At 69.7% G+C, this 15,508-nt stretch carries 15 protein-coding genes; 8 read left to right on the top strand and 7 right to left on the bottom strand.

Translation table 11 applies throughout. The features are described from left to right. The first annotated feature begins 84 nt into the window (after positions 1-84). Genes ACRC20_RS07290 through ACRC20_RS07280 form a run of 3 tightly spaced genes read left to right on the top strand, consistent with a single transcriptional unit; the run spans position 85 to position 3,085 of the window. Positions 85-705, top strand: coding sequence for a TetR/AcrR family transcriptional regulator (locus ACRC20_RS07290; protein WP_438685696.1), 621 nt, complete (start codon positions 85-87; stop codon positions 703-705). Between the two features lie 41 nt (positions 706-746). Continuing rightward, positions 747-1,412 (top strand): TetR/AcrR family transcriptional regulator, encoded by a 666-nt coding sequence (locus ACRC20_RS07285; RefSeq protein ID WP_438685695.1) that lies wholly within the window; start codon positions 747-749, stop codon positions 1,410-1,412. Further along, entirely contained in the window at positions 1,409-3,085 is a 1,677-nt protein-coding gene (locus ACRC20_RS07280; RefSeq protein ID WP_438685694.1) for an MDR family MFS transporter, read from the top strand. Before ACRC20_RS07285 ends, ACRC20_RS07280 begins: the two co-directional genes overlap by 4 nt. On the opposite strand, the gene ACRC20_RS07275 is transcribed toward ACRC20_RS07280, so the two are convergent. Beyond that, positions 3,082-3,678 carry a TetR/AcrR family transcriptional regulator gene (locus tag ACRC20_RS07275; protein ID WP_438685693.1) on the bottom strand — a complete coding sequence of 199 codons (597 nt, stop codon included), beginning with the start codon at positions 3,676-3,678 and terminating at the stop codon, positions 3,082-3,084. The two genes, ACRC20_RS07280 and ACRC20_RS07275, sit on opposite strands and share 4 nt — an antisense overlap. A gap of 62 nt (positions 3,679-3,740) precedes the next feature. On the opposite strand from ACRC20_RS07275, the gene ACRC20_RS07270 reads away from it, so the two are divergent. The 4 genes from ACRC20_RS07270 (at position 3,741) to ACRC20_RS07255 (ending at position 7,664) form a co-directional block, all read left to right on the top strand. Continuing rightward, positions 3,741-4,550 carry an acyl-CoA thioesterase gene (locus tag ACRC20_RS07270; protein ID WP_438685737.1) on the top strand — a complete coding sequence of 270 codons (810 nt, stop codon included), beginning with the start codon at positions 3,741-3,743 and terminating at the stop codon, positions 4,548-4,550. Between the two features lie 115 nt (positions 4,551-4,665). Continuing rightward, a complete protein-coding gene (locus tag ACRC20_RS07265) occupies positions 4,666-5,619 on the top strand; it encodes an alpha/beta fold hydrolase (protein ID WP_438685692.1) in 954 nt (317 codons plus the stop codon). A 36-nt stretch (positions 5,620-5,655) separates the two neighbouring features. Then, a complete protein-coding gene (locus tag ACRC20_RS07260) occupies positions 5,656-6,582 on the top strand; it encodes a metal-dependent hydrolase (RefSeq protein WP_438685691.1) in 927 nt (308 codons plus the stop codon). Then, a complete protein-coding gene (locus tag ACRC20_RS07255; RefSeq protein ID WP_438685690.1) occupies positions 6,579-7,664 on the top strand; it encodes a PDR/VanB family oxidoreductase in 1,086 nt (361 codons plus the stop codon). Before ACRC20_RS07260 ends, ACRC20_RS07255 begins: the two co-directional genes overlap by 4 nt. 31 nt (positions 7,665-7,695) lie before the next feature. On the opposite strand, the gene ACRC20_RS07250 is transcribed toward ACRC20_RS07255, so the two are convergent. The 6 genes from ACRC20_RS07250 to ACRC20_RS07225 are packed head-to-tail and all read right to left on the bottom strand — an operon-like array spanning position 7,696 to position 14,659. Continuing rightward, positions 7,696-8,412 carry an HNH endonuclease family protein gene (locus tag ACRC20_RS07250; RefSeq protein WP_438685689.1) on the bottom strand — a complete coding sequence of 239 codons (717 nt, stop codon included), beginning with the start codon at positions 8,410-8,412 and terminating at the stop codon, positions 7,696-7,698. Beyond that, positions 8,409-10,676 carry an ATP-dependent DNA helicase RecG gene (locus ACRC20_RS07245; RefSeq protein ID WP_438685688.1) on the bottom strand — a complete coding sequence of 756 codons (2,268 nt, stop codon included), beginning with the start codon at positions 10,674-10,676 and terminating at the stop codon, positions 8,409-8,411. Before ACRC20_RS07245 ends, ACRC20_RS07250 begins: the two co-directional genes overlap by 4 nt. Next, complete coding sequence (locus tag ACRC20_RS07240) at positions 10,673-12,382, bottom strand: DAK2 domain-containing protein (protein WP_438685687.1); 1,710 nt, start codon at positions 12,380-12,382, stop codon at positions 10,673-10,675. The genes ACRC20_RS07245 and ACRC20_RS07240 overlap by 4 nt, the downstream gene beginning before the upstream one ends. Continuing rightward, positions 12,370-13,044 (bottom strand): uracil-DNA glycosylase, encoded by a 675-nt coding sequence (locus ACRC20_RS07235; protein ID WP_438685686.1) that lies wholly within the window; start codon positions 13,042-13,044, stop codon positions 12,370-12,372. Before ACRC20_RS07235 ends, ACRC20_RS07240 begins: the two co-directional genes overlap by 13 nt. Next, positions 13,041-13,562 carry a gamma carbonic anhydrase family protein gene (locus ACRC20_RS07230; RefSeq protein WP_438685685.1) on the bottom strand — a complete coding sequence of 174 codons (522 nt, stop codon included), beginning with the start codon at positions 13,560-13,562 and terminating at the stop codon, positions 13,041-13,043. Before ACRC20_RS07230 ends, ACRC20_RS07235 begins: the two co-directional genes overlap by 4 nt. A 47-nt stretch (positions 13,563-13,609) precedes the next feature. Continuing rightward, complete coding sequence (locus ACRC20_RS07225) at positions 13,610-14,659, bottom strand: thiamine-phosphate kinase (RefSeq protein WP_438685684.1); 1,050 nt, start codon at positions 14,657-14,659, stop codon at positions 13,610-13,612. Between the two features lie 43 nt (positions 14,660-14,702). Between ACRC20_RS07225 and ACRC20_RS07220 the strand changes: the two genes are divergently transcribed. Further along, complete coding sequence (locus tag ACRC20_RS07220) at positions 14,703-15,248, top strand: DUF3515 domain-containing protein (protein WP_438685683.1); 546 nt, start codon at positions 14,703-14,705, stop codon at positions 15,246-15,248. The last annotated feature ends 260 nt before the right edge of the window (positions 15,249-15,508 follow it).

Raw genomic sequence — 15,508 nt, 5'->3', positions numbered from 1 at the left:
TGTCAACCACACATCTCGCGAAGACGGGGGGCCGCCAGGGACGTGCTAGCATCGACGGTCCCCGAGGCCGCGAGGAGGCCGCAGTTGTCCGACGACCCGCAGCCCAGCGCCCGCGACGAGGAGCCCGTCCGGCAACGGCTGCTGGGCGCGCTCGAGCAATCCGTCGTCGAACGCGGACTGCTCAACACCACCGTCGCCGACATCGTCAGCCGGGCCGCGACGTCCCGGCGCACGTTTTACGAGCACTTCGAGAGCAAGGAGGCGTGCTACCTCGAATTCCTGCGCATCGCGAACGGACGCCTCGGCGAACGGATCGCCCAGTCGGTCGACCCCGCCGCGCATCCCGTCGAGCAGATCCGCCAGGGCGTGCGGGCCTGGATCGCGGCCATCGAGGAGAACGCCGCCATCTTCGTCAGCGTGATCCGCGAGCTGCCCGGCCTCGGGCAACGCGGCCGCCAGCTCCGACGGCAGAACAACGAGACCATGATCCAGATCTTCCAAGGCCTGACCGACGACCCCCGCCTGCGCGAGATGGGGATCGCGCCCGTCCGCCCGGAGACCGCGCTCATCCTCCTCGGCGGCCTCAACGAGCTCATCACCACGACCATCGAAGACGGCAACAGCGTCACGGGCGTCGAACCCGCCATCGTCGACGCGGTCTACGCGCTCTTCGGGCCGAGGGCGGCCCTGCCCGGCGCGCAATAATTCTATTTGACGTAATTTTACATAAAGTGTATCTTTGCTCCATGAGCACGATCCAGGCCCAGCAGCTCGGGCTGCGCGAGCGCAAGCGGGCCGCCTGCGCAGCGCAGATCCACGAGGCGGCCGTGCGCCTCGTCGCCGAGCACGGCCACGACGCCGTGACCGTGGCGCACATCGCCGAGGCCGCCGAGGTCTCGCCCAAGACAGTCTTCAACTACTGGGGCTCCAAAGACGGGGCCATCCTCGGGATCCCCACCCAGGGGCCGGACCCCGCCTGGGCCGAGGCCTACCTCGCGCCGCAGACCACCGACCCGTTCCGCCCGCTGGTCGACTCCTTCGCCACCCAGGCCGAAGGACGCACCCAGGCGCACGCCCAGCGCATGCTCGAAGTCTTCCGGGCGAACCCGCACCTGGCCGGATTGCGATTCGCGTATGTGCACCAGCTCGGCGAGGAGCTCGCCGCGCTGTGCGCACAGAAGCTCCGCCAATTGCGCCCCGAGCACAGCGAGGCCGAAGCGCTGTCCAAGGCCAGGCTCTTCGTCGGCTTCGCCATGGCGATCACCCGGCACGCCTGGCAGGAATGGGCGGCCTCGGGCAACCGGCGACCGATGCGCGAGCACCTCGCCGACAGCCTCGCGCTGCATAAAACGCTTTGCGCAGAATTCCTCGACAGCCCAGACTCGTACGAAACACCCGGAGGGAACCCATGAGCCAGACAACCCGGCCGCCCATCGCCGAGCCGACGAAGGCCGGAGTCGGCCCCATCTTCGCCGCCGTCACGGCCACCATGCTGCTCGCCGCGCTGGACCAGATGATCTTCTCCACCGCCCAGCCCACCATCGTCGGCGAGCTGCACGGCGTGGAGCACCAGATGTGGATCGCCGCCGCGTACATGCTGGCCTCCACCGTCATGATGCCCGTCTACGGCAAATTCTCCGACGTGGTCGGCCGCAAACCCCTCTATCTCGGGGCGATCGGCGTCTTCCTCGCGGGCTCGGTGATCGGCGGACTCGCCCACACCATGGGCCAGCTCATTGTCGGACGGGCGGTGCAGGGCCTCGGCGGCGGCGGGCTCATGATCCTCTCGCAGGCCATCATCGCCGACGTCGTCCCGCCCCGACAGCGAGGGAAGTACATGGGCGTGATGGGCGGGATCTTCGCTATCGCCTCGGTGCTCGGCCCGCTGCTCGGCGGATGGTTCACCGAGGGCCCCGGCTGGCGTTGGGCGTTCTGGATGAACCTCCCGCTCGGCGGGTTCGCCGTCCTCGCCGCCGTGCTCTTCCTCAAACTGCCCGCGCGCCGGGCCGAGCGGATCCGGGTCGATGTCGCCGGAATGCTCGCCATGGCCGCCTCCGTCTCCTGCCTCGTCCTCGCCACCTCCCTCGGCGGGCAGCCGGACTACTCATGGGGCTCGACCACCGTCCTCGGGCTCTTGGCCGCGACAGCCGTCCTCGCCGTCGTCTTCGTGCTCGTGGAGCTGCGCGCCGAGCAGCCGATCATCCCGATGGGGATGTTCGCGACCAGGAACTTCACCCTCGCCACCGCAGCCGGGCTGGTCGTCGGAGTCTCCATGTTCGGGGCCTCGGCGTACCTGCCGACCTACCTGCAGATGGTCACCGGGCTGTCCACCACGAAGTCGGGCCTGCTCATGATCCCGATGATGCTCGGCATGATGCTCAGCTCGACGGTCTGCGGCACGATCACGACCAAGACCGGGCGCTACAAAATACTGCCAGTCCTTGGGACCCCGGTCATCGCGCTCGGCCTCTGCCTGCTCTCGACGATGAAGGCGGACACCCCGAACGGGCTCCTCGTCCTGTTCCAAGCGGTGCTCGGCGTGGGTCTTGGCATGTGCATGCAGACCCTGGTGCTCGTGGTGCAGAACTCCTTCCCGCCCGCCAAGACCGGCACCGCCACGGCGGCGTACAACTTCTTCCGGCAGATCGGCATGTCCCTCGGGGCCTCGCTGGTCGGCAGCATCTTCGTGCACCGGCTCGGCGACCAGATGCACGAGCGGCTCGCAACCGTCCCCCGACAGGACCTCGACGCGCTCGGCCCGTCGATGAGCGCCTTGCAGCCCGAGCTGGTCAACCACCTGAAAGCGGCGCACCCGGCGTTGCACGACGCGGTCGTCCACGCCTTCAACACGGCGATGACCCCGGTCTTCCTCTACCTCGTCCCCGTCGTGGCGATCGCCTTCGTCGCGGCGCTCTTCATCAAAGAAGTTCCGCTGCGCAGCACACTGGACTCGCCGGAGGAGGCGTTGGCGGCCGACCTGCCCGCGACGGCGGCGTGCGACAGCCTGCGCCAACACCACGCCCATGCCGCCGAGCAGGCTCGGCAGCCCGTGGACCGCGAACTCGTCGCCGCCTCGGAGCGCTAGGCCGAGCCCTCCCGGAAAAGGATCCGGAAATGATCCGCGACCACGTCGAGCGGCTCTGTCGAGCGAAGGCTGCGGGCCTGGATGATGGCCCCTTCGATCGCGCTGAGGGCAAGACTGCCGAGCGCGGCGGCCCGGTCTGCCGCGAAACCGTGCTGCTGCAACGCGGCGGCGAACAAACCGGAGAACCGCTGGAATCCCGCTGCCGCCGCCTCGCCCGCTTCTGGATAGTTCTGCGCGCCAAGGCTCGCCGCCACGACGGGGCAGCCGTAGGCGTAGTCGGTCTTCTGCAGCAGGCGCTTCCACCAATCCATGAGCGCCACGACCATCTCACCCGGCGATTTTGTCTCCACAAGATGTTGAATCATCGCTGTCATCTCCGTGACCGCCTCCGCCGCCGCTGCGGCGAGGAGCTGTTGCTTGCCCTGGGGGAAGTGCTGGTACGCCGAGCCACGCGCGGCGGCGCTCTTCTCCAACAGCTCCGCCATGCCGAACCCGTCCACCCCGCGTTGGCGCATAAGCGCCACGGCGCCTGTCAGCAGGCGCTGTCGGACATCGGGGCTCGCCCCCCTGTCGCCTTGCGTTCTCAGGCCCATAAGATCTAGCATACCTCAAGGTGACCGATCGTTCTATTCCCGAGAAAGGCCAGAAGCCGAAGATGTCCCACGTGTTCGACGAGACAATCGCCGTCTCCCCGGTCGATTCGCAGAATTTCGCGGCGCGCACCCACCCCGCCTACAACAACATGGTCGGACCCTTCGGCGGAGCCACCGCCGCGACCGTCGTCAACGCGTTGCAGCAGCACCCCGAGGCGCAGGGCGCCCCTCTCGCGCTCACGATCAACTACCTCGCCCCCATCGCCGAGGGCGAGTGGACCGTGGCGGCCCAGCCGCTTCGGACGAACCGGACGAACCAGCACTGGACCTTCAACGCCGTCCAGAACGGCGCTGTCGTCGCATCGGGCACAGCCGTCTTCGGCCTCGTCCGCGACACCTGGCACGACACCGAGGCGCGGCCGCCTGTCGCGGGCGGGCCCGGCGACTACCCGGACTCCGCCTTCCCCGACTTCATCGCCTGGGCCAACAACTACGAGAAGCGCTTCGTCGCCGGGTCGCTGGACTTCGCCGACCTGAAGCCCTCGGACGACTCGACGACCACCCAGTGGATCCGCGACGCCCCGCCCCGGCCACTGGACTACCCGGCGCTCACGGCGCTCGCCGACTCGTTCTACCCCAGGGTGTTCCTGCGCCGAGGCTCGTACCTGCCCGCGGGCACCATCTCGTTGACCGTGTACTACCACGCCTCCCCTGCCGAGCTGGCCGAGCACGGCGACGGCTACCTGCTGGGGACCGCGCGGACCGCGCGCTTCGGCCACGGGCATTTCGACCACCACGGGCAGCTCTGGAGCCAGAGCGGGGCCCTCCTCGCCACGACCCACCAGCTCGCGTATTTCAAAGACCCCGCCTGACCCCTTGACTGTCGGGCCTCCGCGCCGTAGAGTCCAGACTGATCGTTCTAGAACGATCAGTCTGGACGGTCTGTCTGGACGGTCTGTCTGGACTCTGCCGAGCGAGGAGCCACCGATGCACGAGGCGCGAACTTCCGACGAAGCAGCCCTCGGCGGAACGATGACGCGCCGCCCCGGACGACCACGTCGCAGGACGGTCGTCGCGACCGACGGGGCACGGCTGGCGGTCCACGAGTCCGGCAACCCGGACAACCCGACAGTGCTGCTCGTGCACGGGTTCCCCGACGACCACCACTGCTGGGACGGCGTCGCCGCCGCACTTGAGCAGGACCACCATGTGGTCGTCCTCGACACCCGGGGCTCCGGAGCCTCGGATCGGCCTGCGCGCACGTCCGCGTACCGGCTGGACCAGCTCGCCGCCGATCTCCGCGAGGTCGCCGAAGCCGTCGCGCCGGGCCGTCCCATCCATCTGGTGGGCCACGACTGGGGCTCGATCCAAGGGTGGCACCTGGTGACCGGCCCCGAGCAGCACGGCGTCGTCTCGTTCACGTCGATCTCGGGCGCCTGTTTGGACCATCTGCCCGTATGGGCGCGCGCCCGGCTCGTCGAAGGACCGCAAGGCTGGCGAAAACTCTTCGCGGCGTGGAAGACCCCGATCTATATGACCGCGTTCCAAATCCCCGTGCTTGGCGCATTGTCGTGCAGGCTCGGCCTGGTGGACGCGGTCATCTCATTCGCAGAGAAGCTCGAAGCGGGCTCGAAGCCGCCCGGGCGAGAAGGACAAGCTCGGGCCAACCGCGCCGCTTTGAAGCTCTACAACGCCAACGTGTTCCCCCGGCTTTTGCGCCCGCAACGCGCGGGCACGGATGTCCCGGTCCAGATCGTGGCGGCGCGGCGCGACCTCTTCGTCCCCGTGCTGACGCAGCTCGACCCGCATCCAGGCGTCACGCGCCACAGGGTCGAAATCGTGGATGGCGGCCACTGGACCCCGGCGTACAACCCCGGCCCCATCGCCGCTCTCGTGGCCGATTGGGTCCGACAGCACCAGCCAGCACGCCCGAAGCACTGACCGATCCCATCGAACCAGTCCGAAGGAGCACCCGCTATGACCACCCACCAAATCCGCCCCGCCGACCCGCTTGCGTTCGGGCACGTCGAACCAGGCCCGCACGACCCCCGGCAAGTGGCGCTGCACGCCCGCGACGTCTCGTGGGACTGGACCGACCTGCCCATGCACTACTTCGCGGGCAGCCCGTTCGTGACGCACTGGGCGAACGGCCTCAACATGCTGCTGCCCGAGGGCGAGGTGTTCTTCGTCGACGTCTTCCGCCAAGCACTCCCGCTCGTCGAAGACGACCAGGTCCGCGAGGACGTCGTCGGGTTCATCGGCCAAGAGGCCACGCACTCCAGCGCGCACCAGTCGCTGGTCGACCACCTGCAGCGCGAAGGACTCGACATGGAGCCCTTCATTGACCAAGCGCGCTGGTTCTTCCGCAAACTGCTCGGCAACCGGGACCTGCAGGGCGAGCAGGCCCGTGCGTGGCTCATCGAGCGGGTCGCCGTCATCGCCGCGGTCGAGCATTTCACGTCCTACCTTGGCGACTGGGGCTTGAACGCGCGGGCGTGGGACGACACCCTCGAGCCGCGCGTGCTCGACCTCGTCCGCTGGCACCTCGCCGAGGAGGTCGAACATCGCCACGTCGCGTTCGACCTGTTCACCCACCTGGACGGCAGCTATGTCCGCAGGGTCCGCGCCTGGCTGCTCGCCGCCCCTGCGCTGGTCGTCCTCTGGGCCCGGGGCACCCGCGATCTGATGGCGGTCGACCCCGAGCTCTTGCCGTCCCAACGGCGGATCAGGCTCCGCGACATCCGCGCCACGTACCGCGCGGGCCTGATGCCGTCGCCGAGCAGCCTCGGAAGGATGTTCGTCCAGTACTTCAAACCCGGCTACCATCCCCGCGACTACGGGTCGACCAGCCAAGCCGTCAGCTACCTTGCCTCCTCTCCCGCGGTCAGGGAAGCGGCCCGATGAGCGAAGCCGCCGCGCGCGCCGCGCTCCAGGTTCCGGACTCCCTTCGCCGTCCTGGCCGCCCGGACCCGCTGATGCGTTTCGCGCGCTTCCTCATCGGAGGTTACGAGAGCGCCGCCACCAGCAAACCGCCGCGTCCGGCCCGCCGCGTCGACCGCGACCTTCGTCTCGTCGTCGGCCAACGGCGGGACGAGGCCGAAGGCGCGATCGGACTCAGCCTCGTCGCGCGGAACCGGGCGGCGCTGCCGCCGTGGTCGCCTGGCGCGCATGTCGACATCGTTTTGCCCTCGGGCACGATGCGCCAGTACTCGCTCTGCGGGGATCCAGCAGACCGGCGCGAATACCGCGTCGCGGTGCGGCTCGTCCCCGGCGGGCAAGGTTCGGGCGAGATCCATCGCGACGTGCGCGAGGGCACGGAACTCGTCATTCGGGGGCCCCGCAACGGCTTCCCGTTCGCCTATCCGCACCTGGCCCGCGCGGACATCAGCTCCATCCTCTTCATCGCGGGCGGCATCGGGATCACCGCGATCCTGCCCATGGTCCGCGCCGCCGCGGCCAACCGGATCGACTGGCGGCTCGTGTACGTGGGGCGCGGCAAAGCATCGCTGCCGTTCCTCGCAGAACTGGAGGCGCTCGGCCCCGAACGGGTCGAAACCCGCGTCGGGCGCTCGGGCGCGGACGAGCTGCTCCGACATGCCGGGGCCTCGACATCGGTCTATTTCTGCGGCCCGCCGGGCATGCTCGCCGAAGTCCGAGCGGCGGTCGATCGGCGCTCGAGCGCAGGGTTCCACTTCGAACGGTTCTCCGCGCCGCCAGTGGTCGGAGGCTCCCCTTTCACTGTCCGACTGGCCTCGACCGGCGAAGACATCGCTGTGGAAGCCACGGCCTCGGCACTCGCAGCCGTGCGCCAACGGCTCCCGGACGTGGCGTACTCCTGCCAGCAGGGCTTCTGCGGCACCTGCCGGGTCCGCGTCGTGGACGGCACGGTCGAACGCCGCGGCCGGTCCCAGTTCCTGGACGAGCCGGGGACCATGCTGCTGTGCTCGGACCGGGCCGAGGGCGACCGGCTGACGGTCGACCTCTGAAGGATTGCCCCCGCTGGTCAAACCACTCCGGTCAAACTACAGGGCAGTCCTGCAACGTCTGCGCGATGGTCTTCGCGGACCTGGCGTCGACCGCGACGTCGTAGGCCTGCGCGACGGCGGCGAACTGCCGCACGTACGAGCAGTGGAAAGCCGCTTCCTTCGGCATCCACTGCCCCGGCGGCTGATCGCCTTTGTCCTCGTTCGCGTTCCCGTCCACCGCGAGGAGGTTCGCCGGGTCGTTCGCGAACCTCTTGCGCAGGTCAGGAGTCCAACTCCGCGCCCCCATGTCCCAGGCGTACGCCAACGGCACGATATGGTCGATCTGGACCTTGGCGCTGGAGTCCTTGCCGCGTTGGAAATGCACCCACTGCCCCGTGTACGGGTCGTGCAGGTCGCCGCTCGCGACGGCCTGCGGGCATCGTCGGGTGGACACGTATTGCTTATGCGTCAGATCCCGGTCCAGCACGTCGTCCCTGGTGTCGCAGCCGTTGTGCCCCGACGGCGCGTCGGTGTCGTCGGTCCACGCCTCGCCGAACGCGCCGCGCCGGTAGTCCCTCGCATGCTGGCGCGCGTCGACGACGCGCACGCCGAGCTGCTGCGCGGCCTGCGCCGCGCTCGGCCCGCCGAAGCCGAAGGCCTCCTCGATGCGGCTCCAGTGCAGCTGGACCGCCACGGCCACGGCGAGCACCGCGAACACCGCCGCGTACCCGGGCAGCCTGTGCCGCGCGGATTTCGTCGCACTCCTCACCATTTCTCCAGATACCCCGCTTCCACCTCGGTGAGGACCGAGTCGAGGGCCTCCGCCAACAACGCCTCCCCTCCTTCGCCCCGCGCCAACGCGTCCGCCACGTCCCTGGCGTCGGCGATGATCTCCTCGTCCCTGGTCACCGACAGCAACCGCAGCGAGCGCGAGCGCCCGGACTGCGCCGCGCCGATGACATCGCCCTCGCCACGGATCTTCAAGTCCAGCTCCGCGAGCTCGAACCCGTCCATGCAGGCCGCCACGCTCTGCAGACGGTCGAGGGCCGCTCCGCCCGCCCGCGTGATGAAGATGCACAGCCCTGGGTGCTCGCCCCGTCCGACCCGGCCGCGCAGCTGGTGCAGCTGGCTGATGCCGAACCGGTCCGCGTCGACGATCACCATCATGGTGGAGTTCGGCACGTCCACGCCCACCTCGATCACCGTGGTCGACACGAGCACCTGCGTCTCGCCCGACGCGAAAGCCGCCATGGCCTTGTCCTTCTCCGCTGACGGGAGCCCGCCGTGCATGAGCCCGAGCCGCAGGCCCGCGAGCGGGCCCGCGGAAAGCTCCGCGAACACGTCCACCACGGCCCGTGGCGGGGGCGGGCCCTTCTCTGCGGCTTTCGGCTGAGGTTTGGGCTTCGCGGGCTTTTTCTCTCCCTCTTTCTCTTTGTCCTGGATCCGCGCGCACACGATATACGCCTGCCTGCCCGCCGAGGCCTCCTCGCGCATCCGCTCCCAGACGCGGTGCACCCAGTCCGGCTTCCGCTTCTCGTCCACCACCGACGAGCTGATCCCGGCCCGGTTCTTCGGCAGATGCTTGATCGTGGAGACCTCGAGCTCGCCGAACACGGTCATCGCGACCGTCCGAGGGATCGGCGTCGCGGTCATGACCAACAGGTGCGGCAGCCGCCCGGCCACGCCGCGCCCCCGCAGCGCGTCGCGCTGGTCCACCCCGAAGCGGTGCTGCTCGTCCACCACCAAAAGCCCGAGGTCGGCGAACACGACTTTCTCCGAGAGGAGCGCGTGCGTGCCCACCACGATGCTCGCCTCCCCGCTCGCCGCCTGCGCGAGGGCCGCTTTCCTCGCCGCCGCCCCCATCGAGCCGGTGAGCAGCACGATTTTCAGCCCGTCGGGGTCGCCGTCGAGCTCGCCGCCCCGGCCGAGCGGCCCGAGGAGCTTGCGCAGGGTCGCATGATGCTGGGCGGCGAGCACCTCGGTGGGCGCGAGCATCGCGCATTGGGAGCCCGCGTCCACCGCCCGGAGCATCGCGAGCAGGCTCACCACTGTCTTTCCCGAGCCGACCTCGCCGTGCAGGAGGCGGCTCATCGGAACGGCTTTGGCGAGGTCCGCGTCGATCTCGTCCCGCGCCGCCCGCTGGTCCTCGGTGAGCTGGAACGGGAGCCGGTCCTCGAACTTGGCGACCTTCCCGCCGGGCAGCGGCAGGCAGGCGAGCGCTTTGGCGTTCGCGAGCGCCGCCCGCCGTTTCGCGAAGGCGAGCTGCACCGCGAGAGCCTCGTCGAAACGCAGCCGGTCCTTCGCGAGGCCCACCTGGTCCTGCGACTCCGGGGTGTGGATGGTCCGCAGCGCTTCCTCAAGGCCCACGAACCCGCGCTCGGCGCGCATCGTCTCGGTCAACGGGTCGGCCACCGGGGCGAGCTGGTCCAGCACCGTCTCGACATACCGGCGGACGTCCCAGCTGGACACGTTCTTGCTCGCCGGATACACCGCCATGAGCTCGGAGCGCCATTCGGACGGGTCGAGCTGCAGCGCGGGGTCGACGCTGCGGGCGTACGCCGCGATCTGGCCGGTGCCGGTGATCTTCCCCGCGCCCTCCTCGTCCGCCCCCTCGTCCGGAAGCAGGATGAAACCGGGGTGGGCGAGCTGCAACTTGTTCGCGTACATCGAGACCTCGCCGTCGAACATGTAGCGCTGGCCCTCCTCCAGCTTCTCCTGCGTCCATTTCTTCGGGTTGAAGAACACCACCTCGTACACGTTGATCCCGTCCGAGACGGACAGCACCATGCGCCGCTTGCTCGGGTCGTTCTTGAACCGTATGACCGACTTCTTGCGGACTTCGGCGATGAGCGTCACGTGCTCCCCGACCTGCGCCAGCCGGTCCCCCAGCAACTGCCCCGGCCTGGCGTAGTCCCTCGGGTAGTGCCGCACGAGCTCGCCGACCGTGGCGATCCCGAGCTCTTCGGCCAGTTTGGCCGCTTTCGCGGCTCCGATCACCGGCCCGAGCTGGTCTGCGAAGACCAAGCCGCTCATTCGACCCCCACCTGCGCGATCTCGTCGGGCTGGCCGCCGTCGAGGACGACGAGCTCGATCCCGGGGTGGCGTTTGTGCATGTGCTCGGCCATCCCGTCCGCGACCGAGCCGTCCCCCAACTGCCCGACCAAGACCGTCACCAGCTCGCCGCCCGAGGCCAGCATGAGGTCAACGAGGTCCGCCAGGGCATGCGCCCGCTCCTCCGCGACCAGCACGACCTCGTCGCCGACCAGGCCGAGGAAGTCCCCCGCCGAGCATTTCCCGGCCCAGGTGAACGCCTCCTCCTGCGCGACGACCAACCGCGCCCACCGGGCTCCGGCGGCCGCCGAGGCCATCGTGTACTCGTCGTCCCCCGGGGGCTGGCCGGGGTCGTGCACCGCGACCGCCGCGAGGCCTTGCACCGCAGACCCGCACGGCAGAAACCGGGCCGCCCGCCCCTTCGCGCGGATCTGCGAGGCGGCGCGGATCAGCCCCGGCTGGTCGAGCGCCCCGTTGGGCAGGACGAACACCTCGTCCAGCCCGAGCGCCACCACGGCCTCCGCCAGCCGCTTCGGGGACACGCCCGCGCCGATGTCGAGCACATGCGCCCCCGCTCCCTGGAACAAGGCCGCCAGGCCTTCGCCCGCCGCGAGCGCGAGGACGGCCCTCGTCTGCGCCGCGGCAGGCTCCGGCAGATTCGTGATCCGCGCGGCGACGACCTGGCCCGCGTGGATCCCGGCCAAGACGGCGGCTCCCGAGTCTGCGGTGTGCACATGGACTTTGAGCCGCACGCCGTCGCCCGCGACCACAACCGAGTCGCCGAGCTCGGCGAGCCGCGAGCGCAGCCTGGCCGCGGCCTCGTCGGCGACGCCGAGCAGCTCCAGCTCGACTTCGTGGTGCTGCGGCGCGGGCTCGCGCCGGTGGGCAGGTGCGTGCCGGTGGGCAGGCTCATCGGCTGTCCTCGGCGCGGCAACTGGGTCTGCGGGGCCGATGTTCGCCAGCATCGCGAGCACTTCTGGCCGGATCGGCTCCTGGGCCGGGGCCGCCGCCTCCTGCTCCCACGCCTCCTGCGCTTCTCTCGCGCGGTTTTCCTCTTCCACCGCCTCGGCGAGGGCGTCGAGGACGCAGAGGACGCCGAGCCCGCCCGCGTCCACCACTTTCGCCTCGGCGAGCGTCGGCAGCTGCTCGGGCGTGCGCGCCACGGCCAACGCGGCCGCTTCGACCGCAGCAGCGGCCACCTCGGACAGCTCGGCGCGCCCCTCGGCCACGAGCTCTTGGATCCGCTGTGCTGCTGCCCGCAACACAGACCAGGCCGTGCCTTCGACCGGATCGGCCACGGCCTCCCCGATCAGGGCCACCGACAAGGCGAGCGCCTCGGCGTATCCGGCGGCGTCGAGCTCGCGCCTGGTGATCGTCTCTGCCACCGCCCGCCAGAACTGGCTCAGGATGATCCCGGAATTGCCCCGAGCACCGTTCAGCACCCCCTGCAACAGGGTCTGCGCGAGGTTGGCGGCGTTCCACGGGATATCGGGGAACTCGTACAACGCGTCGAGGCCCGCGCGCATGGTCGCGAGCATGTTCCTCCCGGTGTCGTGGTCCGCGACCGGGAACACGTTCACCGCGTCGATCTGCGGCTGCGCCTGGGCGAGCCGTTCGGTCGTGATCCGAGCCCAACGGTCGAACAGACCGGCGTCCCGGTAGCTGTCCCGATGATTCAGAGCGCCCAATCCACCGGCTCCCCGCCCAGCTCGACGAGATGCTGGTTCGCGCGGCTGAACGGACGCGAGCCGAAAAAGCCCCGGTGCGCGGACAAGGGCGACGGATGCACGGACTCGATCACCGGCACGCCGGGCAGGAACGGTTTCGCGGTGCCCGCGTCCTTGCCCCAGAGGACCGCGACGAGCGGGGCCTCCCGCTCCCCGAGCGCCCGGATCGCCTGCTCGGTGACGGCCTCCCAGCCTTTGCCCCGGTGCGAGGCGGGCTCCCCCGGGCGCACGGTGAGGACCCTGTTGAGCATGAGCACGCCGTGCTCCGCCCACCGGATGAGCGAGCCGTTCTTCGGCTGCGGCACGCCGAGGTCGGCGACCAGCTCCTGGAAAATGTTCTGCAGGCTCTTGGGCAGCGGCTTGACATGCTCGTCCACCGCGAACGAGAGCCCGATGGCGTGGCCGGGCGTCGGGTAGGGGTCTTGGCCGACGATGAGGACCTTCACCTCGTCGAACGGGTAGGTGAAGGCGCGCAGCACGTTTTTGCCCTCCGGCAAATACGACCGTCCGGCCTGGAGCTCCGCGCGCAGGAAGTCGCCCATCGCGTGGATCTGGCCTTCGACCGGGGCCAATGCTTTCGCCCAGCCCGGATCGAGGAGCTCGGACAAAGGCCGGGCGCTCACGAGAGCCTCCGCAAACCCTCGCGGTGCTGCTGGGAGTAGTACAAATACGCCGCGACGTTGAGCTTGATGTGCTCCTCGGGGACCTGATGGCCCTCGCGCACCTTCGCCGGGACCCCCAGCGCAAGGGAACGCGCGGGGATCTTCGCCCCCGGCGAGACCACTGCCCCCGCCCCGACGACCGAGCCCTCCTCGACCACCGAGCCGTTGAGCACCACGGACCCGGAGGCGATCAACGTGTTGCGGCCGATGACCGCGCCTTCGATATGGGCGTTGTGCCCGACCACGCAGTCCTCCCCGATGATCGTGTCGTGGATGGCGGTGCAATGCACGATCGTGCCGTCCTGCACGCTCGTGCGCGCGCCGACCACGATCTTCCCCGCGTCGCCGCGCAAGACCGCCGTCGGCCACACCGAGGCCTGCGCCTCCAGCACGACGTTGCCGATGACCACCGCTTCCGGGTGCACGAACGCGTCAGGATGGATGTCTGGGACGAGGTCGCCGAGCGCGTACACAGTCATAGGGGCACAGTACCGAACCCGGCTGACAACGCCCGCCCGTGATCGGACTAGAACGAGCGCCAGCCGATGTGCTCGGCGGCTTCCCCTGCCGACAGGCGCACCCATTCCGGCCCCTTGCCCCCGCAGACCTCCTCCAGCGGGACGGTCCGCCCGATCGGCGTCCACCACTGCGGCACGGCCTCCTCGCTGGGGAAGACCGCCGCGAGCGCATGGTCCTCGCCGCCGGAGAGCAGCCATCTCGTCGCCGAGGCTCCGAGCCGTTCCGCCGCGATGGCGAGCTGCCACGGGCTGTTGAGAGCGTCGACGTCGACGAGGATCCCGACGTTGGAAGCCTTCGCCACATGCCGCAGGTCGGCGACCAGGCCGTCCGAGATGTCGATCATCGCGGTCGCCCCCGCGCGGGCCGCCGCGCCGCCCTCCAGGAGCGGCGGGCGCGGAGCCTGGTGCCGTTCGATGAGCTCGACGAGCGCGCCCGCGCGCTGCGCCTCCTCGCCGGAGCCCGCGAGCTGCTGCTCGAGGGACTGGATCGTGATTCCGGCCTCGATCAGGGCCTGGCCCGCCGCGGAGCAGCCCAGCTCGCCCGCGATCGCGACCACCTGGCCGGGCGCCGCCCCGCCCCGCGTGACCGGGGTCAGCCCGTCCATCGAGCCGAGGACCGTCCCGCCGACCAGGATGTGGTCGGCCTCGACGAGGTCGCCGCCGGAGAGCGCGGTGCCGAGGTCTCGCGCGCCTTCCCACAGCCCCTCGTACAACTCCTCGACGAAGCTGGCCGGGGTGTCCTTCGGGCAGGCGAGGCCGATGAGGAACCCGACGGGGCGCGCTCCCATCGCGGCCACATCGGCGGCGTTCTGCGCGATGACCTTGCGCCCGATCATCCGGGGCGGGGACCAGTCGAGGCGGAAATGCCTGCCCTCGACCAGCATGTCGGTGGACACAACGAGCCGTTCCCCGCCGATCGCGAACACCGCCGCGTCGTCTCCCGGGCCGAGCAGCGTCGAGCCCGGCTGCGGGCGGCCGTAGGCAATCTTGGCGATGAGTTCGAACTCGCCGATGTCGGCAACTGTCAGCCGGTTTGCCGGAGGGGATAGTTCAGTCATGATGCTCCATCGGTGTGCCTGAGGCACTGTACCCTGGCTCGATATGAGGCTCGATAATCGCACCCGTTTGGTGATCGTCGCGGTGCTCCCGTTCCTGCTGTTGGCGGTGGTGCTGGTCCTGGCGAAGCGGATCCAGCACGACGAGCGGGACGATGTCGTGCGGCTGGGCGACGTCCCGGCGCCGCAGGCGGGCTCCCCCGACTGCGCGAAACTGCTGGGCGGCCTTCCGGAGCGCCTCGGCCCGTTCTCCCGGGCCAAGCTCGCCGATCCTGCTCCGATGGGCGTGGCGGCGTGGCGGGGCCCGAAGGGGGAGCTGGTCGAGCTGCACTGCGGCGTCCCGCGCCCGGACGAGCTGCGGCGGGACGCCACGTTCCAAGAGGTGGCCGCCGTCCAGAATCTGCCCGCCGTGAAGTGGTTGCGGGTCGGCGAGGAGGCTGGTCGAGCCGAGCAGACGTGGGTGGCGGTGGACCGACCGGTGTACGTCCGGCTCGGCTACGACCCCGGGGTCGGCACGACGGCGCCGGTGCAAGGCGCCTCCGAGGCGATCGCGAAGTCGCTGCCGGTGAGAGATCCCGACTACGTGGGCTGATATTCGAATAAGTCAGTGAAAAGCGTTGCGCAAGGTTGTCATAAGTCGGCACACAAGCGTGTGAGTTTTCCTTGTTCTGACTGGTGTTTTCGGGTAGAATCGAACGTATGGATGACATGGCGGGAACCGGTTCGGCGGTGAGGGATTTGTTCGCCGCGCTCGCAGAAGTGGAGCGCGAGGAGTCCCTGCTGCTCTCCCGGAAAGCGGTGCTGGTGGCGAGGATCGCCGAGAAGGTCGCGGAGCGCCAGATCGTGGAGGAG

The organism is Segniliparus sp., assembly GCF_051660745.1.
Classification (GTDB): Bacteria; Actinomycetota; Actinomycetes; order Mycobacteriales; family Mycobacteriaceae; genus Segniliparus.
Note: the sequence above shows the minus strand (reverse complement) of the source record. Positions and strands in the feature narration are given on the sequence as shown.